Source organism: Candidatus Darwinibacter acetoxidans, from assembly GCF_041936445.1.
In the GTDB taxonomy this organism is placed as follows: Bacteria; Bacillota; Limnochordia; order Darwinibacteriales; family Darwinibacteriaceae; genus DTU010.
On sequence record NZ_JBHGXH010000273.1, the window covers coordinates 1 to 22,839 of the forward strand.

The window sequence follows — 22,839 nt, forward strand, 5'->3', positions numbered from 1 at the left end:
CCGCTATACCTGCCACAAACTCCACAAAATCCCGGGGCACCATGCCGGTGTAGCCGCCGTATTGGTTCACCTGGTTGCTCGTGGCTTCGATCAACACAGCTTGGTCGTGCTTTCTGCCGAATTCCAACAGCGATTCCAAAACGAATTCGTTGGCGCTGCATACGGAAAAAATGCCCAGGCGAATGCCTGCCTTGTGTTTCTGAATAAGTTCACGTAAATAATGACCCACTTTTTTACCCTCCCTGATGGAAAGAAAGGCACAGCCGCGACGCTACTAACTGGCGGCCCCCCTCATGGTTGGTTACATCATCATAACATTATGGTTGCAAGCTCCCCATCGACCTTCAGGATCCCTGCTAGAATCTCAGCCATTATTGTTAAGATCGATCATGGGTGCAAGCCCAGCTGGTACATCGGGGTTCAGGCCCTTGTTCAAGGCCTTGTAAAACCCCACAGACTGCGGCAAGAAGATAAAGGGGATGCCAGCCACAGCGAAATTGGCGTACTGGGGAATCTCCACTTCCCAATCCGCGCCCCAGGCTGTGCCTGCCTGACTCACTGTTAAAACCTTGGCACCTTTGTCTTTTAGGTCCTTGATCAAATCCTTCTGCAACTCAGCATCTTCAGGCGACAAGGCGGCAATCACGAGCGTCTTTTCACCAATCAACACCATGGGTCCGTGGCGCACATCGAGGACATGGTAGTAGTTGGCGTGTACCTGGGGAATTTCCACAAAGGCAATGGCCGCTTCACTGGCGATGCCATCCAGTTCCGAGTCAGCCAAGACGACCACGCTTTCCCATTCCTCTTGGGCCACTTCTTGGGCCAAGGGTGCATACCGCTCCATGAAGGCCGGGCCGCTTTGGATGGCCCGGTCGATTTCGGCCAATAGCTGGTGATCATCTGCCCAGATGGCGATGAGCAGCAAATTAGCTGTATACAGATTGGTTACTGTGCGCGTCTGACAGACGCTCTCATCGAAGGCCCAGGGAATCTCCAAAACGAGATCCGCCCGGTAGCTGAGGGGAGAGCCTTCCTTGGCGGAGATGCCAATGACCGGCACGCCCATGGCCATGGCTTTCTCCACCGCCAAGACCACTTCGCTGGTACCGCCCGAGCGGGAAGGGGCAATTAGCATACTGCCCTCCAGAAGCCCCTTGTAGTGTTCGAAGTTAACCAAGAGATCGCCCGCTGCCAGCGCGTTGGCCGCCAGGCCCAAACGCATTTTAGTCGAAGTCTCCGCGGATTGGCAGAGGCAGTAGCCGGAGCCGGAGCCTATAAAAGTCAGGCTTCGGGGCTGGTGCTTTTGGTAAACTGCCTTGATCTCCTGGGCACGGGCCGTTATGTAATCGTAGGTTTTGCGTAGAGCATCGTACTGGCTGAAGATTTCCCGTTCGGTCAAATACATGCTCTCAACCCTTTCTTGTTATATTGTCATGACAATAGCCAGCGAAAACAAAGGAAACACAGGGGTTTCCTCCGGCAGTTCTATTTCAACCTTACTTCAAACCTGAACTTATCCCCCCTCACGATACCCCTGGTGTATTCCACACACTGATCTCCCGCGTAAGTGTAGCGCTCTAAATCCAAGGCGGGATGTCCCGGCGGAAGCCCAAATAGGGCAGCATCCTGCTCACCGATGGCCACCGCACCAAAGCTCTCCTTGGCCGAAGCAGCCACTATGCCGTAAGTGTTGCGCATCACATCATAAAGCGGGGTTGTATCCAGCACCTCCTTGGTGAGGCCTGGAAAGAGCTTGGCCGGCAGATATGTTTCCTCTATGGCCATGAGCACTTCATCGGCGAAGCGCAGCCGCTTGAGGTAGTAAACCTTCTCCTCCTCCGGCAGCTCCAGCGCGCCGCTGATCGCGGGTGACGGAACGATAACAGCCAGCCTCTCCACTGCGCTGCGGGGCTTTAGGCCCCTTTTGCGGAACTCTTCGGAAAAGCTGTAAAAGCTGGTAAGCTGCTGTTCAATCTTGGGTACCGAAACGAAGGTTCCCACGCCCTGCCGGCGCTTAATGAGGCCTTCCCTTTCCAGCTCTGCCAAGGCCTGGCGAACCGTGATCCGGCTTACACCGTACTGCTTGCACAGCTCATGCTCGGTTGGCAGACGATCGCCAGCTTGCCACTGATTGCTCATTATCTTCTGAGCCAGGATCGATTTCAGCTGATGATACAGTGCCACTGGCGAATTCTCTTTGATCAGCTCCATAACGTCTCCTCAGTTTAAGTTGTTATAATAATATCATACAATAACTCGCCAATAAATCAAGGCGCATTTTACAGACCCGCCCGGCCACCACCCCACCCTACGCTAAAGCCGCCCAGTTCAGCGAAGCTAAAGGTGTGATAGCGCCTACTCTTCCTTCAGATACTCTTCAATCTCCCTGTACCGCTGTTTGGCAGTGGGAGACAGTTCACTGTAGGGAACCAGCTCCAGGTATTCCCGAGCCAGATCCAGCTCGCCCAGGTACAGGTAGAGATCGGCCACAACCAAGTAACCCCAGGCGTTGCCCTGGTCTCCCAGCCCGTTGAAGATGTCCACGATGGTGAGGGCTTCTTCCAGTTCACCAAGGGCACCGTGGGCCTTGGCCAAAAGCTGGCAGCCTTCCAGGGACAGATTCCCGGCTTGGAACCTTTCCACCAAAAGATCCCGGGCCCGCTCGCACTGCCCCTCCAGGAGCAGGTCCTGGATTTCCAACAGCTCTGCCTTCTGCTCAGGCGAGGCGGGAGCCAATCTCTGCGACATGAGATGGACATGCCGCTCAACACCATCGATGACCATGGTCACAGGTTCTCCGGGGGCCAGTACGCCCTGTTCCATGAGGGCCATGCCAGCCGCCATCTTCAGCGCCATTGGAGGGATGCTGCTCTCCAGCAAGGAGCGCCCAAAGGCAAGGCCCCACTCGCCCAGGGAGACCAGCCTGAATACCGACTCCTGAGCCATGGACCGGGGGAAATCAGGGTCGAACAGATTAGCCAGGATGAGAGCCCGGTTGCCCCCGTGCTCCAGTTTCCTGCGGACCTCTTCCACCGTGGGCTCCGCCAGGGGCCCAAAATCGGGTGCCGAGTAGGGCAGCAAGAAGTGGGGAACAACGCCCTGGTCCACCAGCCTGGCCGTTATGGCAAAGCCCTCCAAAAAACCCCAACCGCGCTCTCTAATGCGGGACCAGACTTGCACTGCCCTTAACGGATAATGTGTGTTGAAAAAGGCCACTCCGACCTGGAAAAGATCTTCAGGGCTCTGGTAGTAGCGCTCCCATCTTTTGTGCAAGTTCAAAACCAACCGGTGGTCGCCCAGATGGCCGGCGGCCCGCTTGATGATCACGGTGTATTCCCGCCAGGCTTCGGGCTTAAAGCCAAGCTCTCGGGGATCGCGGACGCCCCTTTCAAAGAGGAAGATGGATCTTTCCAAATACTCCCGGGCCTCCAACCCCCGGCCTTGGTCGCAGGCGATCATGCTGGCCAGGGCCCAGGCAAAGGGGCTGATCACGTCTTTGGCCAGCTCAGGAGCGAGAACCTCCCAAGCTTCATCCACTTTGCCGCTGTTGTAATAGGCTGTGGCCAGGTTGTTCCTGACCACAGGATGATCGTCCAGCTCCAGAAGTTTCCTGAACGTCTCGGCAGCCTCTTCCCAATGCCCGGCGTTAAGCTGCTTTTTACCCAGCTCATCCAGCTGGGTCAGGGTTTGCCACGTAGGTGTATCCAAACAAATCTCCTCATTTCCAGCGGCGAGGTGCCGCTGTGTGAACTATCCCCGCAACCTTGGGGGAAGCTATGACCGTTACCTTCTACATCCGATGGACAGATCCTTTATGGAGAGGGAGGCGCATTCCGTGCAGCAACCCCCCGAACAGATCCTCAGCTGGTTTGCGGAGCACCAAGATCAAAAGCTCCGCATCGAAAAATCGGAAGATGGAGATCTGGATGTGTGCACCATCAAGTTAGAAGCTATCCAGGTGGTGGAGCACCGAGATGCCGAAGGCTATCTCTCCCCGCAGGCTCTCCTGCTTAAAGGAAAAGGTACGGTGAACACAGCCCAGGGCAAGGAGCCCCTTCCCGGCGAGGGCTTCGAGATTCCCCTGACCGGCCGCTGGTGCAGCGCTGCTGATCGGCGCACGCTGCACCTGAGCACCGAGCGGGGCAGCTACCGCATTGAAAGCGCGGAAGGCTAGTACCTGGCTGTGCCTTTCCCCGTTTCCGGCCAGGGGATGACCCGCTTGGCCAAAAGGATATCGGGCTTCCCCAGGCCGTTGGCATCGGGCAGGACGCCCACGATCTGAAAACCCATTTTCAGGTAGAACTCGTAGGGATGGCCCTTGAGGTTGCGGATGTTCCGGATGCGGTTCAGCAGGTTGTCGTAAAGATCCACATGGGCCAGGGAAGTCATACCGTTTTCATCATCACTGCCGGCAAAGATGGTGAGGCCGCCCCTCTGCCGCACCTGCTCTTCTATGTCCCGGACAAGCTTGGTGCCGATCCCCCGCCTGCGGTACCTGGTATCCACCACCAAGGGATGGAGCTCCCAAACATGGCCCTTGTAGCCGCTGATGGCTCCAGCCCAGCCCACCACATCACCCTGGTCGTTTAGGGCAACCCGGCAGATGCGCTCAGCCCCCAAGCACTCCTCCACCTCCCTGAGCGCGGAGGGCAGATCGGGCCAGGCCTCCGGCCAGTTTTCCCGGAAACCTTCCACAAGGAGCTGCGCCGCTTGGTTGATGTGCTTCCGGTTTTCTCTCTGCAGGGAAACGATCTCCATGGCCAGACCCCCAAAAACTTTGGCCACAGCTACAAAATGCTGCAGCCCAGAACGTTCTTAGCTTCTTTTAGGGCGAAGCGGTGCGCCTCGGCATCGAAGGAGGCCACGCCCTGTTCGTAGATGCTGACCCGGTAGTTCAAGTTGCGGGCATCCGCGGCGGTGTACAGCACACAGATATTGGTGCACACCCCCACTAGATAAATCTCCTCCACACCCTTTTCCCGCAGGTAAAGGTCGAGTTCTGTTCCGAAAAAGGCGCTGTAGCGGCGCTTTTTGATGATCTTGTCTCCGGGCTTCACTTCCAGCTCAGGGATGATCTGGCTGCCAGGGCTGCCCGCGACACAGTGGGCCGGGAACATGTCAAACTCCTTGTCATCGGCCTCGTGATGATCGCAGATGAAAATGACGGGATAGCCCTGCTCCCTGAATTCCTGAATTTTCTCCTGGATAAAGCCGATAATCTCCCTCCCGGCTTTCCCGGTGGTGAGCACCCCATCTTCAGCAATGAAGTCCTGCAGCATGTCAATGACCAGAAGTGCCTTCATGACAAGCCTCCCTTCTCTATACAGCTAGCTGGAACACGGCCCCCGAAAGGAGGCCGTGCCAGCTGCTTACTACTTCGCATCAGCCATCAGCTTCGCCTTGAGAAGCTCGATCTGCTCCGGGCTCAAGCCGATACCGGCCAGGTAAGCTTCGGCCGCGGCGGACAGATCCACCCCTTCCAAACTGGCCCCCGCCGGCAGCCCGGCAATATCCCTTAGAGAAGCCAGGACATTGCTTTCGGCGATCTTCTCATACTGCTCCGATCCGTACTCCACCCCATAGTAGTTGGTGAAGCTGCACATGTAGTCGTCTTTGATCTCTTCCACACTGGAGCCCACCAAGGCCTCCAGCAGGGCGGAAACAAAGCCGGCCCGGTCCTTGCCTTCTGTGCAGTGGATCAGGTAGGGACCCTCATGGGCCATGAGGAACTCCAGACCCTCCTTGAGCTTGGCCTGGAAGTCAGCTGAACGGAAATCCACGCCCATGTTGAGCAGGATGACGCGACCTTGGTCGTAGAGCTCTTTGTAATAGGGGGAGTTGAAGTCGGGCTGGGCAAAATAGCTGGCCAGTTCCTCAGGACCATCCGCCAAGTTGATGACGGTCTTGATGCCGGCAGCCTTCATCAGGGCATCGGCGTAGGCCGCCCGCCCCAGCTCGTTGTTGACCGGGCTGCTGCTGCGGTAGTAGATACCTTTGCCCATCTGGCCCGTGGTCACCTCACGGAAGTTGGCAAAGACCTCATCCGACGGGTAATCTGCCCGCTCATTGGTGCGCTGCAGCTGCCGGATCAGCCACTCACCCAGGTAGGTCCCCTTTTCCGCCAAGGTGAGGGCTACGGCATCCCCTTCTTGGACCCCGTAGGTGTCCGCGAAGTTGCCCATGTTGATGGCCAGCATCACATTGGCTGTCCCCGCTCCGCCCGGGCCCCGCACCAGCAAGCTCCCCACATCAACATCGCTGTAGGCGGTGACAAAGGGTGCTTGGAATACCGTGCCGGCGATCTCCACCTGGATCAGATCGCCGAACTCAAAGCCCGCATCCAGCAGGGCCTGGGTGAGCAGGTCCAAGGTGAGGTTGCCGTACTTGTCCACCCCGGCCACCTGCGTGGTCATGGTGGGCTGCGCCAGCACTGTGCCGCCCAAGGCCAGGATTACAACCAACAGCAGGGCGAGGAAGCTAAAGCGCTTTTTCACTGTGATCACCTATCCTTCCCGAAGGTTTTTAGTGTTAGGTTTCTGCTTGGCGCCCTGCTCTTCCTCCCTAACTAGAGGAGACAATGCTGTCTTTCACGAACTAGGTGAGTAACACGAAGAAGAGGGGTGGAGCCATGCGCATGGCAGTTGTTGGTCATCTCTGTTTGGATATCATTCCCCACTGGAGACTTGGCGGTTTTGCTGACCTGAAGCCGGGAAGCACTGTGGAGATGAGCGGCGTTGCCTTTTCCACAGGAGGTGCGGTGGCCAACACCGGGCTCTGCTTAAGGCGCTTGGGCTTTGAGCCGCTGCTCATGGCCCGGGTGGGCAGCGATCATTTTGCCGGCATTATCCGCAGTATCCTGGCGGAGCACGGCGTGTCCTCCCGCTTTCTGCACACTTCCTCGGGAACCACTTCCTACACCATCGTGCTCAGCCCACCCGGCAGCGACCGCGCCTTTCTCCACTACCCCGGGACCAACGACGAATTCTCCCTGGAAGACATCGATTTCAGCGCGGCCCGGTCCAGCCTTTTCCACTTCGGCTACCCGCCCCTCATGCGCCAGATGTACAGCGCTGGAGGCAAAAACCTCCAGGCAGTGTTCCAACGGGCCAAGGGAGCGGACTGCATCACCAGTCTCGATCTGGCCCGCCCCGACCCCAACGCCGCCTCCGGTCAAGTGGATTGGGAAAAAATCCTGCAGCGCACCCTCCCTTATGTAGACCTTTTCCTCCCCAGCCTGGAAGAGCTGCTCTTCATGATCTCCCGCAGGGAATACGAAGCTCTGCAGAAGGGCAGCCTGCACAGGAGCACCAAGCTCCTCGACCAGCTGGGAAGACTCCTCCTGGATCTGGGTGCAGCGCTTGTCGGCATCAAGCTGGGGGATCAGGGGTTTTACCTCTGTTCCGGGTCAAGGGCGGGAGAGCTCTTCGGCCCAGAGTGGGCCCACCGCCAGCTGCTTTCCCCCATCTTCAAGGTGGAGGCCCGGGGCACCACAGGAGCAGGGGATACCACCATTGCCGGTCTTTTAGCAGGTCTGGCCGAGGGCTGCTCACCCTGCCAAGCGGCGACCCTGGCCACCGCCGTGGGAGCCTGCCGGGTGGAGTCGGGCTCGGCGGTGGAGATCCCCTCCCTGGAAGAAGTGCAAAAGCGCATCACAAGCGGCTGGCCAAGGGGCAAGATCAGCCTAGAGGCGCCGGGCTGGACCCGAGGAGAGCAAGGCGTTCTGCGGGGACCGGAAGACGGGGCCTTCCACAGGTAGACTGCGGAAAATTGTGCGCCACTTCACATCATTGACAGGATCCACCAGATTTCCTATACTGAAAAAGCTGCCCCATGCATGGGCGGGCAGCCACAAATTCCGTGGGGTTGGGGGTGATTGCCATTACTGCGCAAGTCTTGTCGGGGATCCTGGCGGCGGGAGCGGTCCTCGCCGCAGGGGTGTGGATCCTGATCCGGATACATAAAGAAGCATACTATGACAAAAGGCGGCTGGAACTGGCCCTTGCCGGCAGTAAAGTCGGCCTATGGGACTGGTCAGTCCAGGGGGGATTTGTGGTCCGCAGCAAGAGCTACGGGGAGATGCTGGGCTACGAGCCCGCTGAGCTCACCGATAGACTGCTGTGGGAGACCACCCTCATCCACCCGGAGGACCTGCCCCGCCTGAAGGCGGCGTTGGACAGCTACCTCGCCGGTGACAGCCCCAGCTTTGAACAGGAGTTCCGGCTGCGGGATGCGGCGGGCCGCTGGCGCTGGGTACTGGATCGCGGCGTTGTGGTGGCCCGGGACCGGCACAAACGGCCCACCAGGGCGGTGGGCATCACCGTGGACATCACCGCCCGGAAGGAAGTGGAGCTGAGACTGCGGGAGCTCAGCTTCAGAGACCCAGTAACCGGTCTTTACAACCGCACCTATTTCAACCACAAGCTCCAAGAACTGGACAGGGAAGAAGCCCTGCCCCTGAGCGTGATCATGGCTGATCTTAATTTTCTTAAACTCGCCAACGACACCTTCGGCCATCGCTGCGGAGACCTCCTCCTGAGCGCCGCCGCCAAGGTGTTTAAGGAAAACTGCCGGGCCAGCGACATTGTGACCCGCTGGGGCGGGGATGAATTCGCCATCCTGCTGCCCAACACCGGTGAAGAAGAAGCGCTCCGCATCTGCCAGCGCATCCGGGCCGCCTGTGCCCGGACCCACAAGGACCCGGTTCAGCTCAGCGTGGCTTTGGGAGCCGCCACCCGTACGTCCATGGCTGAGCCCATGGACAGCATCGTCGCGGCAGCGGAGGGCTGGATGTACCGCTACAAGTCCCTGGAGCGGGGTGATGATACTTCCCGCTGGCTGGCCCTCATCGATCGGGCCTTCCTGCAGTGAAAATCAAAGCGGCCAATGTGACCTGCACATTGACCGCTTTTTTGTTCCGGGACTCACCTTGCCGCGCCCAGATAAGCCTCCTGCACCTTGGCGTCGGCCAAGAGGGCTTTCCCCGGGCCTTCCAAGACCAACTGTCCGGTTTCCAGCACGTACCCGTAGTCGGCGATCTCCAGGGCCTTCTTCGCGTTTTGCTCCACCAGCAGGATGGTGTTGCCCTGCTCCCGCAGGAGCAGGATGATCTCGAACACTTCCTTGACCAAAAGGGGAGCCAGGCCCAAGGAAGGCTCATCCATCATGAGAATCTGGGGACTGCTCATCAGAGCCCTGCCCACGGCCAGCATCTGCTGCTCACCGCCGGACAGCGTCCCCGCCTTCTGCCAGCTCCGTTCTTTGAGCCTGGGGAAGGTGCTGTACACCTTCTCCATGTCCCTGGCGATGGCCTTGTGGTCAGAGCGGGTATAGGCGCCCAAAAGCAGGTTTTCTTCCACAGTTAGGTTGGCAAACACCCGGCGCCCTTCCGGCACCATGGTAATGCCCTTGGCCACAATGTCTTTGGTGGGCAGGTTGGAGATGTCTTCACCTTTGTAGAGCACCTGGCCTTTGGACTTCTTCACCAGACCCATAATCGCCCTCAGGGTCGAGGACTTCCCTGCGCCGTTGGCGCCGATCAGGGTTACGATCTGGTTTTCTTTGATGGTCAAGTTGATGCCCCTTAAAGCAGCGATGCCTCCGTAGTTGACATGCAAATCCATTACCTCTAACACTAGCCCACCCCCAAATAGGCTTCGATCACCTTTTCATTCCTCTGCACTTCGCCGGGGCTGCCCTCGGCAATCAGCACTCCATGGTCCAGCACGTAAATCTTCTCGCTGATTTCCATGATCACTTCCATGTGGTGCTCAATGAGGAAGATGGTCAGGTCAAACTCCTCTTTGATCTCCTGGATAAAACCGATGAGCTCATTGGTTTCCTGCGGATTCATGCCCGCCGCCGGTTCGTCCAGGAGCAGGAGCTTGGGATTGGTGGCCAGGGCCCGGGCCATCTCCAGCCTCCTCTGCATACCGTAAGGCAGGGAACTGGCCTTCTCGTTCCGGAAATCCTGCAACCCGATTTTCTCCAGCAGGTACATTGATTTTTCGTAGATTTCCCGTTCTTCCGCCGTATAGCCAGGCAGCCTGAGGACGGAGGAAAAGACATTGGAGCGCAAGCGCAGGTGATTGCCGATGAAGATATTGTCCAAAACGGAAAGCTGGCCAAAGAGCCTGATGTTCTGGAAAGTCCGGCAGATCCCCAGCTGAGCAATGCGGTCGGGCTTCAGCCCCACCAGCCGGTGCTGCTCCCCTTCCCGGGGGCTGAAGGTGATCTGCCCTTCCGTGGGTTTATACACGCCTGTGATCACGTTAAACACAGTGGTTTTCCCAGCCCCGTTGGGACCGATCAGGCCCACGATCTGCCCCCGCTTCACCTCCGCGTTGAAGCTTGAACAGGCCACAACTCCGCCGAATTTCATGGTCAGGTTCTCAATTTTCAGCATAGCTAGACTCACGTCCTTTTAGCCTGGTGAACAGCCCCTCTTTGCGCAGCAGCACCACCAAGATCAGGATGATGGAAAAGACGACCATCCGCATACCCGGTATGCCCTTGAGCTGGATGAAACCGAGATTGATGGACTCGTCCAGGAAGCGCAGGGCTTCCATCATCACTGTCACGATCACGGCGGCCACCACAGTGCCTGCAATGCGCCCCAAGCCGCCCAGTACCACAATGAGCAGAATGTTGAAGGTTAAGGTGATCCGGAACATGTTGGGATCGATGGTGCCCAAAAGCGAAGCCAAAAGGCCCCCCGCAATCCCGGCAAAAAAGGAAGCGAAGGCAAAGCTCAGCACCTTATGCTTGAAGAGGTTGATCCCCATGGCCTCGGCAGCCACTTCATCTTCCCTGATGGCCATAAAGGCCTTCCCGTAGCTGCCCCGGATTAAAAAGCTCACAAACCAGATGGTGAAAAACGCCACGCCCCAGCTCCACCAGGTGTTGGTGTAGTTGGGGATTCCCTTGAGGCCCAAAGCCCCGTTGGTGAGGGATTGGGTGTTGGTGAAAACCACCCTGATGATCTCGGCAAAGCCCAGGGTGGCAATGGCCAGATAGTCATCCCTCAGCCGCAGAACCGGGGCACCGATTAACACGCCCAAGAAGGCCGAGATCAACCCCGCGGCCAGCAGGGCCGGCAAAAAGCCCACTTCCACATTGGCCAGCCAGGGCACGATGGGCTGGAAGAAGAAGTTCATTTCCTTCATGGGTATGGGCATGGTCAGCAGGGCCACCGTGTAGGCGCCCACGGCCATGAAACCCGCATGGCCCAGGGAAAACAGCCCGGTAAACCCGTTGATCAGGTTCATGCTCAGGCCCAAAGTCACGTAAATCCCCGAAAGGTTGATGATCCTGATCTTGTAGTCATCCAAGTATCTATTGGCCAGAAGCAGCACCACCACCGTGCAGACCAGGGCGGCCAGCGCGATGAGATCTGTTCTTCTCTTGTCCCTCATGGTCTCACCTTCTCCGCGGTTTTTTCCCCCTGAAGCAAAACGGCAACAGTCAATTCCGGTACCATCCCGCAGCCTACACCTTCTCGGTCTGGGTGGAACCCATCAGACCCGCGGGTTTGAAGAGCAAAATGATGATCAAAACCACGAAGGCAAAGGCATCGCGGTAACCTGTGAGCCTGGGCAGCAGAGCCACCAGCATGATCTCGCCGAGACCCAAGAGAAAGCCCCCGGCCACTGCCCCGGCGATGTTGCCGATGCCGCCCACAACCGCGGCAATGAAGCTCTTCAGGCCCGGCATTACGCCCATCAAGGGCATCAGCTGGGGATACCTCGCTCCCCACATGATGCCGCCCACCGCGGCTAAAAAGGAGCCCATGAAAAACGTAACCGAAATGATCCTGTTGATATCAATGCCCATCAGACTCGCCGTTTCATAGTCCCTGGACAGGGCCCGCATGGCCATGCCCGTTTTGGTTTTGGTTATGAAATAGTTGAGTCCAATGAGGAGCAGGATGGTCACCACGGGGATGATGAACGTGATGACGTTAATGGACACTCCCCTGACTTTTACAACATGGTTCAGAATATGAGGAACAGGGAAGGCGCGAGGCCTTCCCCCGAACAGAACGATCCCCAAGTTTTGTAAAAGAAAGGAGGCGCCAATTGCGGAAATGAGAATGGTGATCCTGGGTGAATCCCTGAGCGGTTTGTAAGCCACCCTTTCCAAAAGCAGCCCCACCACACCGGTCAAAGCGGGACCGATGATGAACATCAGCCACCACGGAATGGCCGTGTAGAGGATGCCGAAGTAGGTGAGGTACACGCCCAGCATGAAGATGTCACCGTGGGCGAAGTTGATCAGCCGCAGAATACCGTAGACCATGGTGTAGCCGATGGCGATCAACGCGTACAAACTCCCCAGGGAAATGCCGTTGGTCAGATGCTGCAGGAATAAAGATAGGTTACCCACGTTTGGCCCCCTCCTCAAGCGTCAGATCAGAACTCCGGCTCCACCGTCGTCAGGTAGACAAATCTGCCGTTCTCCACCTTGTTGATCACAGCCGATTTTACCGCGTCGCCATTTTCATCCAAGGAGATGACGCCCGTGGCACCCACAAAGCCTTTCACCTCGGCCAAGCCGTCGCGGATGGCCTGCGGATCAGCGGAACCCACCTTTTCAATCACATCGAGGATGACCATGTACGCATCGTAACCCAGGGCAGCGAAAGCATTGGCTTCCTTACCATACTTCTGCCTGTAGGCATCCAGGAAGTAGCCGGACTCAGCTGTTACCGGAGCTTCAGCAGTAAAGTGGGTGCTGAACACGGCCCCTTCAACTGCTTCGCCGCCGATGGACAGGAACTCAGGAGCTTCCCAAGTGTCTCCGCCCAGGAAGGGAACATCGATGCCCAAATCCCGAGCCTGCCTGATCAGCAGGGCCGATTCGCCGTAGTTACCCGGAGCAAAGATCACATCGGGGTTCTTGTTCTTCACGTTGGTGAGCTGGGCGGTGAAGTCCTGGTCCCCGGTGTTGTAGGAAGAGATCTCCACGATGCTGTTGGGATTGCCGGTCAGCTTCCTAAAGGCATCGATGAAGTACTTGGCCAAGCCGACGGAATAGTCTTGGGTCACGTCTTGGATGACCGCGGCAGTCTTGGCCCCCAGCTCATTCACGGCATAGCTGGCCATAACCGTCCCCTGGAAGGGATCGATGAAACAGACGCGGAAGTAGTAGTCGTTGTTCAAGGTGACCAAGGGATTAGTGGGTGAGCAGCCGACAGCGGGAATCTGCTTTTGCTTGACGATATCCCCCGCGGCCATGGAGAGGGAGCTGCCGTAGCTGCCGATGATGGCCACCACTTGATCCCGTTCAATCAGCCTGGATACGGCGTTGGCAGCCTCCACTTTGTCCGACTTGTTATCCACCACAATGATCTCCACGGGTCTGCCCAAAACTTCCGGCTTAATCTCCCAGGCCAGTTCAATGCCTTCCACCGTCATCTCGCCGCCTGCCGCGCTGGGCCCGGTCATGGGCTCAAAAACGCCGATCTTGATGGGCTGCGCAAAAGCCAAACCCACCCAGGACGAACAGGCCAAAATCAGTACCAGCAGAGCTAAACCAATCCTCTTCACAAACACTCCTCCTTTGGTATTAGTGAAAACAATGATTCTGCAAGTACTGTGGTCGGTGGTGCGAAAACTGGTGCAAAACATCCATTAATGCTGGTTTTTCTAATTTTACATTTAACTAAAGTATACAAAGCGATTGCGAAAAAGTCAACGTACCGCCCGCCAGGGCTCGGCTGCTTGTAATATGCAAAACCCCCATGCCTGCTGAACCAAACGGCACGGGGGGCAATTCCAAAATTATGTTTCCACCTGCACAGGTACTGATTTCGTCTGCACATGGTGTCCTGGAAGGCGTCATGGTAAGTTATAAAGTGCTAAAAAGCAAAAAAGAGGGGCGGAACAGATGAAAATCACGGTGATCACGGCAACAGAGGTAAAGGGCTGCACCTATCACATCAAGGAGGCTTTCCTGGAGGTTCTGCGGGAAGGCAGCTCCCTTACGGAGTTCGTCTTGCCCAGGGATCTGCCGCACTTTTGCACTGGCTGTAAGACCTGCTTTGTAAAGGGCGAGGAGCTTTGTCCCCATGCCGCCTGTGTGCAGCCCATTTGGGACGCCATCCTGGCAGCGGACCTCATCGTCTTGGCCTCGCCTGTCTACGCCCTGCGCGCCCCCGGCCAGATGAAAGCCCTTTTGGATCACCTCTGTGTCCACTGGATGGTGCACCGGCCGGAAGCCAGGATGTTCCGGAAAAGGGCAGTGATTCTGACCAACGCCATCGGCCCGGTGCAGCGGCAGGCCCAGAAGGATATGGCCACCAGCCTTTTGTGGCTGGGCGTCTCCGATGTCAAAAAGCTGGGGATTGCCCTAGTGGAAGATGCCTTTTGGACCAAACTCTCCCCGCAGAAGCGCCAAGCGATCCACTCTAAAGTCCAGAAGCTGGCCGCCCGGTACAAAGCCAACACCCCCGCCCGCCAGGGTATTAAGGTGAAGGCCCTCTTCGCCCTGAACAGGCTGATGCATCAAAACACAGCCCGCAAAGAAAACCCCCTTTCCGCGGACAACCAGTATTGGCTGGAGAGGGGCTGGATAAAGCTCTAAAGGGCATGCTCAATCCAGCTCAAGGCCCATGAAAAAAACATCGGCAAACTCACCGGCTAGCTGAAACTCCCGTGTTCTGCGCCCTTCCACCTTGAAGCCGAACTTTTCATAGAGGTGGATGGCCGCGGAGTTGTCCACCCACACCCGCAGATTCACCTTGCGGATCGCGCCGCTGTTCCGGCACCAGGTGAGGAAGGCCGCAAGCAGTGCCTGGCCAATGCCTTTATTCCAGTGCCGTTTGCGCACGCTCATGCCAAATTCGCCGGCATGCTGCATGCGCCTGCGCTGGCCTCCGGCAAAGGACAGGCTGGCCACAATTTCCCCGTCAATCAGGCCCACTAGATAAATGGCATTGGAGCGTTTCACCAGAGCCGCCAGGTATTCTTCTTCCTGGGCCAGGGTGATCCCAAACTCCCCTGGGCCAAAGGTGAGGTTATCGCTTTCCCCGCTCACCGCTTCCACATAGGCCAAAAGACTCCTGGCATCTTCCGGTACAGCTTCACGAATCTCCAGCTCTTCCCCTGTCTTGAGGGAGATCCGCACCGGCTGGAACTTCTGCATGACCTGTCCCCTTCCCCGTTCCCCTTTTTCCAAGGGATCGTGCCGCTGTAGTTCGTTTGGCACCCCAAATTCGCTTTACTCTGCCCAGATTCCTCCGCCCTGGAGGCGCGGTTAGAAGGTAACTCAAGAGGTAACCTTTGACGGGCTCATCCGGGAAGGAACGGGTTGTGTTTTTGTAGTAGTGCTAAGGCGAAACGGCACGGCCCGGCGTGTTACGATCTTATGCGGCGGGCAGAGCAGCTGGCCCAGCCGCTGGGTCTGAGGGGGGAAGGAAGTGCAGATTAGGGAGCTATCAGTGGTGGAATGCCTCTTCGATCTGGACCTGGCCCTTCCTACCCTGGGCAAGTTCTGGATCCGTTCCGCCCCCAGGAACGATGGAGTGGTGCTGGGGGCTTATCTAAACGGGGAATCTGCACAGCGACTGGTGGGCATAGCCGTCTTAAGGCTCAAGAAGTGGGCCACCATAGAGTATATCTTCGTGGACGAAGAGTTCCGGGGCCAAGGGGTGGGCACCCAGTTGGTGCAAACTGCCGCCTCCCTGGCTCAAGAGCGGGGGAAGCCTGTGATCAAAGCCCGGGCCATCATCCAGGAGCCCTGCGGCAGGATCTTTGCCCACCTGCTGGAAAAGGTGGGCTTCCAGGCTCATGATACCGCCAGCATTTTCCGCTTCAGAAATACGTACCAAGCCCGGCAAGCCTGGGCCGAGTTCATGGAGCGGAAAGGCCGCCGCATCTGCAAGCGACTTGAGGAAAGGGGCTTCCGCACCATCTCCTTCGCCGAAGCCGATGCTGAACTCATGGAGAGATTTGCCCAGGCGGTTAAAACACGTTTCCCTGCTAATCTCAACCCCTATTCATTCCTGGACAGCCACGACCACAAGGTGGTGCGCGACTTCAGCTTCCTTGCCCTAAAGGGTGATGAACCTGCCGCCTATATACTCTTGACCACCATCGACGGCAAAACCCTTTCCGCGCAGCAACTGTCGGTCAGCTTTCAATACCAGCGTTCGGGGGCGTTTCTACTCCCCATCGCGGCCTTGGCGGAGAAGGCCTTTCACAGCCCCCATGGGTATAGGTTGTTATCAGCAATGGTCTACAACAGCAACAGCAGGATGATCAGTCTGTACCAGGGCTTTTTGCAGCCACTTGCTGTGAATGTCAATACCCAATACTTCTACGTCCTGCCCCTGCAGGAAGGGGACTGCTCTACCTGCGGGGACAGGGAGGAAAGCATTTAGAAAGGGGGAGAGCCATGGGTATGAAGAAGGCTGACAAAGGTAAACCAGGGGATCTTTCCGAGCGGGAATTGGAGACAGTGAGCGGTGGGCAAGTCATCTTTCACCCGCTCACCGACCCTCCCGAGTGCCCCAACTGCGGCGAACCCCTCAAAGCCATTCCCGAGGGCTTTGAGTGCAAAAACTGTGGGCGGGTACAGTTTCCCATCCGGCGCGGCTAGGGGACAGAGCGACAAGGAGTCTATGCAAAAGGATATGCTCCGTCAGCCCCAATCCGGCTGCCATCTAAGCTAAGACCCCTGCCCCGGCGGGAAGGGGCACGCTCTGCCAGCGGGAGAAACATCTAGGAAAGGGAATAGCCATGAGCGACAAGAAGGCAGACAAAAACAAAGCCGAGGAACTCTCCGAGCCCGAACTGGAAGCAGTAAGTGGCGGTGAAGACGCCATCATGAGGCCTATCGATCCCAACAAATGCTCTATCTGCCGCCAGCCTCTGATCATGACTCCCACAGGCTATTACTGCAGCAACTGCGGGTCTTCACTAGCCATCGAAATCCGGTAGTGAAGAAAGGAGGTGTTGATCATGACTAAGCCCAAGTCCCGCGCTGAGCTCAACAACCCCCAGGGAGGTGGCGGCGAGGAAAGGAAAAAAGGTGAATACAGTGAACGCTTAGAAAATGTGGCCGACAGTGACCTGGAGACAGTAAGCGGCGGTGTAGTCCGGCCCTGGTGTGACAAGTGCGGCAGCCCACTGGTTGGTTTTTCTAGTCGCTGCAGCAACCCGAATTGCAAGTGAGTCATCGGCTCTGTTGCGCTCCATTGACTGCGAGTCCCTAAGCTTTAGCCTGGGGACTCTTTTTGTCCATAGGCCAACCCGAAAGCCAAATGGTGGCAGGATTACTGCCCCTTTTGGAGTACTGCAGGATAACAAGGCTCGCTTCTACTAGTGCTGCCAAATCTGGACAAGGCCGGGTGATGATCATGTGGCGAAAATGGTTGGTTCTAGGTGTCCTGGTTGTTCTTTTGGCCTCCTCGGCTATCTGCGAAGCCTCCGCGGCGGTGCCGCTTCACTGGATGAGGTACACGACCGCCGATGGTTTAGTATCCTTTGAATACCCCAGCGGCTGGCTGGTGGTGGAAACAGAATCGGGCTTCATGATCCACGACGAGTATGATAGTCAACAGCTTTGGCTGGTCCCGCTGCCGTACCAGCGGAGCTGGAGCGCCAAAGAGCACGCCGATTACTTCCTCGGCCTCCTTCAAGCGGAGAACCCCGACGTGTACGGAGGGGATTGGCAGTCAGATCAATCCGGGGACATGATCCTGATGGAACTGATCTATGGGCGCGGGCCCAATACTGCTTTGGGTTACGCGCTGATCATAAAGGACAATGAGTACCAGCAGGCCCTGTGGCTCCACTACTTGGCCTATCTGGACTTGTTCGATGAAGACCGGGCCCTGTCCATCCTGGGGGACTTCGTCGACTCGCTGGCCCTGATGCCAGACTATCCATCTCCAGCGGCGGACGATTCCAGGATGGCCCGCATCAACAGGAACGTCGATGGGTTCCTGTTTGTCTTGGAATTTTCCCTGGGAAATCCCCTGTCCCTGGCGGAAGAAAACAGGATCTCGGAAGGATTGCGACGCATTTTCAGGGGATATTCCGATGAAGAGCTGACTGAATATGATGATTATCCCTTCTATGCCGCCTTTATCTGGGCCATGGAGGATCAAGCAGAACTCGCGGACCTGCAGATGGAGCTGGAGGCGGCAGCGTGGGAATGGGTGGAAGAGAGAGGTTTGAGCGATCCCATCATCAGCTTGATTCGCACAGCCCTGCTGGAGGCAGATAACATCCTCATTCCAGGTAAGGCGCCCCTTACAGAGGTCGCGGCCGCAGCCTATGCAGAACTATATGTCTTCGCTGAACACCTGGGAAGCGGCGGCGCTCCTGACCTTGGGTTCATCTCGGAAAGAAGGGTTGAGGAGGTTAGGGCGCAGCTTGTGGACACTTGGGGGCATCTGACCCAGGAAGAAAGGGAGCAGGTGCTGCAGCTTCCCGCGGTCTGGACCGCGCTGCGCAGGGCCATCAGCCTGGGAGGTGCACAGGACCGCGCCTATGCCCTCCAGGTCATCAACAGCGCTGCTCCACAGTTTGCCAGCCGCGGGGCCTGGTATGCCGACTCCCACGACCCCATTCAGTGGCTGGACTACCAAAGAACGCAGGGGGTTGCCAAGAAGACCTTCGACTATTTCAGGTGGTCCCTGGGTTACCACAACGCTATCTACGGCTTCTAAACCTGACCAAGAGGGGGCTCAGCGCCTAGTGCGCTGGGCCCCCTTTTCTGCAAGAGCAAGCCAGTCACTCAATAATCAACGTTCACGCCCCGGGCCTGCAGCTCGCTGATGGTTTCCGCCCAGTTCGGCTGTGCTCCTCCTTCAGGTTCGTTTTCCCGGACATCTACATAACCCAGATTGGGCAGGGATAAAAGGACCTCTATCTCCCCGAGGCGGTTTCCGCTTAACTCCACAAACTGAAGGCTGGTTATGCTGCCCAGGGCGCTGTTCTCACTGATTTTGGTCCGGGTTAACTCCAGTCTCCTTAAGGTTGTCAAAGCGGCCAAGGGGCTGATGTCCTCCAGATTGGGGAGGTCCGACAGGCTAAGGAACTCCAACTCGGACAAGCTGGCTACAGCACCGAGGTCACTGAGTTCCTCGTTACCGGAGAGATGCAAAGACGTAACACTGGTCAGCTGAGCCAGGGGACTGAGATCACTGAGCCGGTTGTTGCTTAGGTTCAAGTATTCCAGTCGCGGCAGGCCAGAAAGCAAGCTGAGGTCGCTGATGTGATTCCCGGAAAGATCGAGATAGTACAGGCGGGGCAGATCGCTTAGAGCCGGGGCTTGGATCGCATTGCCGGCCGCGAGAATCACTGTCAGATTCTTGATCAAAGAAAGAGGATGGATATCCTTGATTCTGTTCCTGCCCAGGGACACGAGCTCCAAACCGGTCAAAGTCGCTAACGGACCGACGTCCTCAATCGCATTTCCTTCCAGACTGAGCCAGGATAGACTGCTGAGACCGGACAGGGGACTGAGATCGCTGATCTCGTTGTCATCTAAATAAAGATCCTGCAGCTCATGCAGGTGGGCTAAGGGGCCCAGATCGCTGATCTTGTTCCCGCTCAACCACAGATACCTGAGGTTCACCAGCTGCTCCAGCCCTCCCAAGTCGGTGATGCCCTGGTTCTCCGCACGGAGGTCGGTTATGCTGCGCAGATCATCTGGGCTCAGGGCGCCGTCGGGCTTTTGCACAGCTCTCCGCACTGCTTCTTCCAAAGCGGGATCCCGGAAAAGCTCATCTCCCTGGTGTTCTTGTCCAGCCGCGGCAGCCAGCGGCTGAGTGATGCTAACGGCCGAAAGGAAAAAAACTAGCAGCAGCAAGAAACAAAGCCATCCCTGAAGCGGCGCCTTACCAATCCTGCGGGTCTTCATCACTGGGATCCTCCTCTGTTGTAGAATTCTCTTCCCCCAAAGCGCGGCTGCACCCAAGCCTTTCCAGACCTCTTTCACATTATTTCCCAAATTCCTGCTGCCAGTGGCCGCGGAACGGGTCTGATGTGACAGTTCAACACTACCTCGCAGCATACGGGGGGAGATCCGCTCCAGTCATGTTTTTGCACAAGACAGAGGTTAGCGCTCTCCCCTTTCCCGTGACCGCCAGTTGGGTTTGCAGGCCAACTTCGCCTTAACCGGCCCAGATTCCTTTGCCAGTGCTGTGTCGCCAGAAGGTAACTTAAAAGGTAACCGCTGGTGGGTTCAGCTCAGAAGGAACGGTCCGTATTTTATAGTAGTGCTAACGTGAAATGGAAGGTCCCGACAATGCACAAGGGTTAAGAAGGCGAAGACTGTGCTCATCAAGGGGTTATCGGTAGTGGGACGCCTGTTCGGTCTGGAGCTGGCACTTCCCGCCCTCGGCAAGTTCTGGACCCATTCAGCCCTGAGGAACGATGGCGTGATACTGGGGGCATACCTATCCCAGAAATCCCCGCAGCGGCCTGTGGGGATAGCCCTCTTAACGCTCAAAGAGGGGCTGTTCAACGGCCTTCTGCTGCCACTACCTGTCCATGTCAGTACCCAATGTTTGTACGTCCTGCCACTGCAGGAAGGGGCGGCATGCTCTGTTTGCGGGCACAGCGAGGGAAACATCTAGAAAGGGGGATAACCATGAGTGTGGACAAGGTAGGGAAAGGCCAACGGGAGGAGCTTTCCGAGCGGGAGCTGGAAGCAGTGAGCGGTGGCGAAGAGTTTTTCGTGAAGCCTGTAGACCCGAAAAAGTGCTTAACCTGCGGAGAGCCCCTAAGTTTCAGTCCCACAGGCTTCCGCTGCAACAAATGCGGGTATGAGCTGAAAATCGAGTTTGTGGATGGAGGAGGTGCGGGCCAGGGGTATGCCTAAATCCCCTGCTGACCTCACTCGTTCACAGGGTGAAGGCGGCGAGGAAAGGAAAAAGGGAATACAGTGAATGGATAGAAAATCCCGGTGCGATTTGTGCAATTCGGTATTTGTCGCTTATTCTCTACCCAGAAACCTGTGGGCTATCAACCACAAAAACCGAGGGAAAACGGCCATACACACGGACGGGAGGTGTCTCGAATGAGTCTGTCCAAAACCCCTGCTGACCTCAACAACCCCCAGGTTGGAAATCGTGGCGAGGAACAAGGCGAACAGGCCAAAGCAGTGCCCGATAGCGACCTGGCGGAGGTGACCGGCGGTGTGAAACAACCTATGTGCCCCAAGTGCGATCACACGCTGGACCTTTTGGGGCGCTGCCCCAACCCGAATTGTCCCGGAAAGAAGTAAGTTACTGGACATCTCGACCCCAAAACAGCATCAAAACACGGTGCAGTGCGCTCTTGCGGACGGGTGATCTACCCGTCCGTCCGCGTGTAGGCAGGGTAATAACAAAAAACTGACACCCACTTCCAAAGGATGTCAGTTCCGGACGCAACTTTCATGGTTTTTGTAGATGGCGGCCCCGGCAGGAATCGAACCTGCGACACATGGTTTAGGAAACCACTGCTCTATCCCCTGAGCTACGGGGCCAGTTCCCTAGTATTATACCACACCGGATTCAGTTATACAATCACCTGTCTGGTTTCGACCCTATCTGGTCCGCAGATCCTGGATCCTGTCGGAGGCCATCCGCTTCAGGCGGGGATCCCCCCCGCTCATGGTGGCCGCCGCATGGAAGTTGCGGAAGGCTTCGCCCTGATGGCCCAGCCTCAGATCCAGCTCACCGAGGATCAAATACAGCCGCTGGTCCCCCGCGGCACTGCGGGCGGTGGTGGACAGGGATTCGGCGAAATACATGCGGGCCTTTTCCGCGGCCTGCAGCGCAAGCTCCCTGGCCCCTAAGTCTTCGTAGATCCATACCAGGCGCAGCCAGAGATTGCCCCACAGATCAGAGGAAGCGCCGATCACTTCGTAAGTGCGCATGGCCAGATAATAGGAGATGATGGCCTCGTGGATGGTGCGGGGCACGCTGAACTCAAACGCTGCCCCCCCGGGGTTTGCTCCGCTGGCCGCTTTCCATTTCAGCGCCGCCCGTTCCGAAACCCGGTTATACAGCCGCTCCGGGTAGGCAAACAGACAGTGGGGACACACCCAGAAATAGTAATAATTGGGCTCGAAGTTGCGGTAGATGTTGCGGAAGTCGGGCTTCTGCTCCGCGAGCTGCAGCCGGGAAACCCTAACCCGCATCCCGGTAAATGGATGGCCGCAGGCGCGGCAGTTCACCTCCACGGGAAAGACAAGCTCACCGTATTCCACAGGTACACTGCCCTCAAAGACGGGATGGCCCTCCGGAAGGAAATCGGCGGGTACTAGCTGTTCGCCCCTTTCCTCCTGGCGCCCCTGGATAAAGACCAGCCCTTCGGTTTGCGGAACCTGCAGGGCCAGTTCCCGGAGCAACGCCAAGGCGATGCCGGGCTGCCTGGCAGCCACTTCCCGGAGGTTTTCCTTGGTCAAGATGAGGGCCTTAAGCTCTGTGGCGCAAAGGGCGGTGTAGCTATGCTCCCTTTCCTGGAAGAAAGCCACGGCACCCAAAAACCCCCCGGGGCCCAAAGCCACCTGGTTCGGCCCCTGGGTGGCCAGGGCTTTGCCCTCGAGGATCACGTAAGCCGCAGCGGCAGGTTCGCCCGCGGAAAAGAGGATCGTGCCTTTGGGAAAGCTTTGGATGTGCTGCACAGTCACCTAGCTCATTCCTTTTTTCATGCTATCCCTGCACTCATTCTACATCCCCAAAGAAAATCCTGTACGAATCGAGTAGGTAGCCGCTAGGTGATCAGCCTAGCGGCTTTCCTCTCACAGAACGGTGCGTACGGGCCGCGTACACCGCTCCTGAAGAATCTACCGCCGTTCGTAGAACTGCGACACAATACCAACACTGTACTTCGTTAG

The 22,839-nt window shown here is 57.2% G+C and carries 26 protein-coding genes and 1 tRNA gene; 11 read left to right on the forward strand and 16 right to left on the reverse strand.

The features are described 5' to 3' along the window. The 4 genes from ACE4YL_RS10430 to ACE4YL_RS10445 all read right to left on the reverse strand — a co-directional run. Positions 1-229 (reverse strand): class II D-tagatose-bisphosphate aldolase non-catalytic subunit (locus ACE4YL_RS10430; protein ID WP_461369621.1); only part of this gene is annotated, 229 nt, incomplete at its 3' end. Positions 230-364: 135 nt separating this feature from the next. Then, a complete protein-coding gene (locus ACE4YL_RS10435; protein WP_461365543.1) occupies positions 365-1,408 on the reverse strand; it encodes an SIS domain-containing protein in 1,044 nt (347 codons plus the stop codon). Positions 1,409-1,488: 80 nt separating this feature from the next. Continuing rightward, entirely contained in the window at positions 1,489-2,214 is a 726-nt protein-coding gene (locus ACE4YL_RS10440) for a GntR family transcriptional regulator (protein WP_461357992.1), read from the reverse strand. Between the two features lie 144 nt (positions 2,215-2,358). Then, positions 2,359-3,711 carry a hypothetical protein gene (locus ACE4YL_RS10445; RefSeq protein ID WP_461369622.1) on the reverse strand — a complete coding sequence of 451 codons (1,353 nt, stop codon included), beginning with the start codon at positions 3,709-3,711 and terminating at the stop codon, positions 2,359-2,361. Positions 3,712-3,838: 127 nt separating this feature from the next. Between ACE4YL_RS10445 and ACE4YL_RS10450 the strand changes: the two genes are divergently transcribed. Then, positions 3,839-4,177 carry a hypothetical protein gene (locus ACE4YL_RS10450; protein ID WP_461357990.1) on the forward strand — a complete coding sequence of 113 codons (339 nt, stop codon included), beginning with the start codon at positions 3,839-3,841 and terminating at the stop codon, positions 4,175-4,177. On the opposite strand, the gene ACE4YL_RS10455 is transcribed toward ACE4YL_RS10450, so the two are convergent. From ACE4YL_RS10455 to ACE4YL_RS10465, 3 genes are all read right to left on the reverse strand, one after another. Continuing rightward, positions 4,174-4,761 (reverse strand): GNAT family N-acetyltransferase, encoded by a 588-nt coding sequence (locus tag ACE4YL_RS10455; protein ID WP_461357997.1) that lies wholly within the window; start codon positions 4,759-4,761, stop codon positions 4,174-4,176. The genes ACE4YL_RS10450 and ACE4YL_RS10455 overlap by 4 nt on opposite strands. 29 nt (positions 4,762-4,790) lie before the next feature. Beyond that, positions 4,791-5,306, reverse strand: coding sequence for a cysteine hydrolase family protein (locus tag ACE4YL_RS10460; RefSeq protein ID WP_461357989.1), 516 nt, complete (start codon positions 5,304-5,306; stop codon positions 4,791-4,793). A 69-nt stretch (positions 5,307-5,375) separates the two neighbouring features. Further along, positions 5,376-6,506 carry a tyrosine-protein phosphatase gene (locus tag ACE4YL_RS10465; RefSeq protein ID WP_461357988.1) on the reverse strand — a complete coding sequence of 377 codons (1,131 nt, stop codon included), beginning with the start codon at positions 6,504-6,506 and terminating at the stop codon, positions 5,376-5,378. 125 nt (positions 6,507-6,631) lie between these two features. Between ACE4YL_RS10465 and ACE4YL_RS10470 the strand changes: the two genes are divergently transcribed. Next, complete coding sequence (locus tag ACE4YL_RS10470; protein WP_461357987.1) at positions 6,632-7,759, forward strand: carbohydrate kinase family protein; 1,128 nt, start codon at positions 6,632-6,634, stop codon at positions 7,757-7,759. 113 nt (positions 7,760-7,872) lie between these two features. Beyond that, on the forward strand, positions 7,873-8,871 hold the full coding sequence (locus ACE4YL_RS10475; protein WP_461357986.1) for a sensor domain-containing diguanylate cyclase: 999 nt from the start codon (positions 7,873-7,875) through the stop codon (positions 8,869-8,871). A 53-nt stretch (positions 8,872-8,924) separates the two neighbouring features. Here ACE4YL_RS10475 and ACE4YL_RS10480 read toward each other — a convergent pair whose 3' ends face one another. The 5 genes from ACE4YL_RS10480 to ACE4YL_RS10500 form a co-directional block, all read right to left on the reverse strand. Beyond that, complete coding sequence (locus tag ACE4YL_RS10480) at positions 8,925-9,635, reverse strand: ABC transporter ATP-binding protein (protein ID WP_461357985.1); 711 nt, start codon at positions 9,633-9,635, stop codon at positions 8,925-8,927. After that, positions 9,635-10,405 (reverse strand): ABC transporter ATP-binding protein, encoded by a 771-nt coding sequence (locus ACE4YL_RS10485; RefSeq protein ID WP_461359868.1) that lies wholly within the window; start codon positions 10,403-10,405, stop codon positions 9,635-9,637. The genes ACE4YL_RS10480 and ACE4YL_RS10485 overlap by 1 nt, the downstream gene beginning before the upstream one ends. Further along, positions 10,392-11,414, reverse strand: coding sequence for a branched-chain amino acid ABC transporter permease (locus ACE4YL_RS10490; protein WP_461357983.1), 1,023 nt, complete (start codon positions 11,412-11,414; stop codon positions 10,392-10,394). Before ACE4YL_RS10490 ends, ACE4YL_RS10485 begins: the two co-directional genes overlap by 14 nt. 73 nt (positions 11,415-11,487) lie before the next feature. Beyond that, positions 11,488-12,384, reverse strand: a complete 897-nt coding sequence (locus ACE4YL_RS10495; protein WP_461357982.1) for a branched-chain amino acid ABC transporter permease — start codon at positions 12,382-12,384, stop codon at positions 11,488-11,490. Positions 12,385-12,410: 26 nt separating this feature from the next. After that, positions 12,411-13,526 carry an ABC transporter substrate-binding protein gene (locus ACE4YL_RS10500; RefSeq protein ID WP_461357996.1) on the reverse strand — a complete coding sequence of 372 codons (1,116 nt, stop codon included), beginning with the start codon at positions 13,524-13,526 and terminating at the stop codon, positions 12,411-12,413. Positions 13,527-13,887: 361 nt separating this feature from the next. Here ACE4YL_RS10500 and ACE4YL_RS10505 point away from each other — a divergent pair, with 361 nt between their 5' ends. Further along, positions 13,888-14,583 (forward strand): flavodoxin family protein, encoded by a 696-nt coding sequence (locus tag ACE4YL_RS10505; RefSeq protein WP_461357981.1) that lies wholly within the window; start codon positions 13,888-13,890, stop codon positions 14,581-14,583. A 9-nt stretch (positions 14,584-14,592) separates the two neighbouring features. On the opposite strand, the gene ACE4YL_RS10510 is transcribed toward ACE4YL_RS10505, so the two are convergent. Further along, complete coding sequence (locus tag ACE4YL_RS10510) at positions 14,593-15,144, reverse strand: GNAT family N-acetyltransferase (protein ID WP_461357980.1); 552 nt, start codon at positions 15,142-15,144, stop codon at positions 14,593-14,595. 274 nt (positions 15,145-15,418) lie between these two features. On the opposite strand from ACE4YL_RS10510, the gene ACE4YL_RS10515 reads away from it, so the two are divergent. From ACE4YL_RS10515 to ACE4YL_RS10535, 5 genes are all read left to right on the forward strand, one after another. Further along, a complete protein-coding gene (locus ACE4YL_RS10515) occupies positions 15,419-16,381 on the forward strand; it encodes a GNAT family N-acetyltransferase (protein WP_461357979.1) in 963 nt (320 codons plus the stop codon). 14 nt (positions 16,382-16,395) lie between these two features. Beyond that, entirely contained in the window at positions 16,396-16,599 is a 204-nt protein-coding gene (locus tag ACE4YL_RS10520) for a hypothetical protein (RefSeq protein ID WP_461357978.1), read from the forward strand. A gap of 140 nt (positions 16,600-16,739) precedes the next feature. Beyond that, complete coding sequence (locus ACE4YL_RS10525; RefSeq protein ID WP_461357977.1) at positions 16,740-16,940, forward strand: hypothetical protein; 201 nt, start codon at positions 16,740-16,742, stop codon at positions 16,938-16,940. 21 nt (positions 16,941-16,961) lie between these two features. Further along, positions 16,962-17,174, forward strand: a complete 213-nt coding sequence (locus tag ACE4YL_RS10530) for a hypothetical protein (RefSeq protein ID WP_461357976.1) — start codon at positions 16,962-16,964, stop codon at positions 17,172-17,174. 179 nt (positions 17,175-17,353) lie between these two features. Continuing rightward, positions 17,354-18,676, forward strand: coding sequence for a hypothetical protein (locus ACE4YL_RS10535; protein ID WP_461357975.1), 1,323 nt, complete (start codon positions 17,354-17,356; stop codon positions 18,674-18,676). 68 nt (positions 18,677-18,744) lie between these two features. On the opposite strand, the gene ACE4YL_RS10540 is transcribed toward ACE4YL_RS10535, so the two are convergent. Then, on the reverse strand, positions 18,745-19,821 hold the full coding sequence (locus ACE4YL_RS10540) for a leucine-rich repeat domain-containing protein (protein ID WP_461357974.1): 1,077 nt from the start codon (positions 19,819-19,821) through the stop codon (positions 18,745-18,747). Positions 19,822-20,604: 783 nt separating this feature from the next. Between ACE4YL_RS10540 and ACE4YL_RS10545 the strand changes: the two genes are divergently transcribed. Both ACE4YL_RS10545 and ACE4YL_RS10550 read left to right on the forward strand, forming a co-directional pair. Next, complete coding sequence (locus ACE4YL_RS10545) at positions 20,605-20,835, forward strand: hypothetical protein (protein ID WP_461357973.1); 231 nt, start codon at positions 20,605-20,607, stop codon at positions 20,833-20,835. Positions 20,836-21,033: 198 nt separating this feature from the next. Further along, positions 21,034-21,240, forward strand: a complete 207-nt coding sequence (locus tag ACE4YL_RS10550; protein ID WP_461357972.1) for a hypothetical protein — start codon at positions 21,034-21,036, stop codon at positions 21,238-21,240. A 167-nt stretch (positions 21,241-21,407) separates the two neighbouring features. On the opposite strand, the gene ACE4YL_RS10555 is transcribed toward ACE4YL_RS10550, so the two are convergent. Both ACE4YL_RS10555 and ACE4YL_RS10560 read right to left on the reverse strand, forming a co-directional pair. Beyond that, positions 21,408-21,483 (reverse strand) — tRNA-Arg (locus ACE4YL_RS10555). A 60-nt stretch (positions 21,484-21,543) separates the two neighbouring features. Then, entirely contained in the window at positions 21,544-22,632 is a 1,089-nt protein-coding gene (locus tag ACE4YL_RS10560; protein WP_461357971.1) for a DUF2225 domain-containing protein, read from the reverse strand. Positions 22,633-22,839 lie beyond the last annotated feature (207 nt).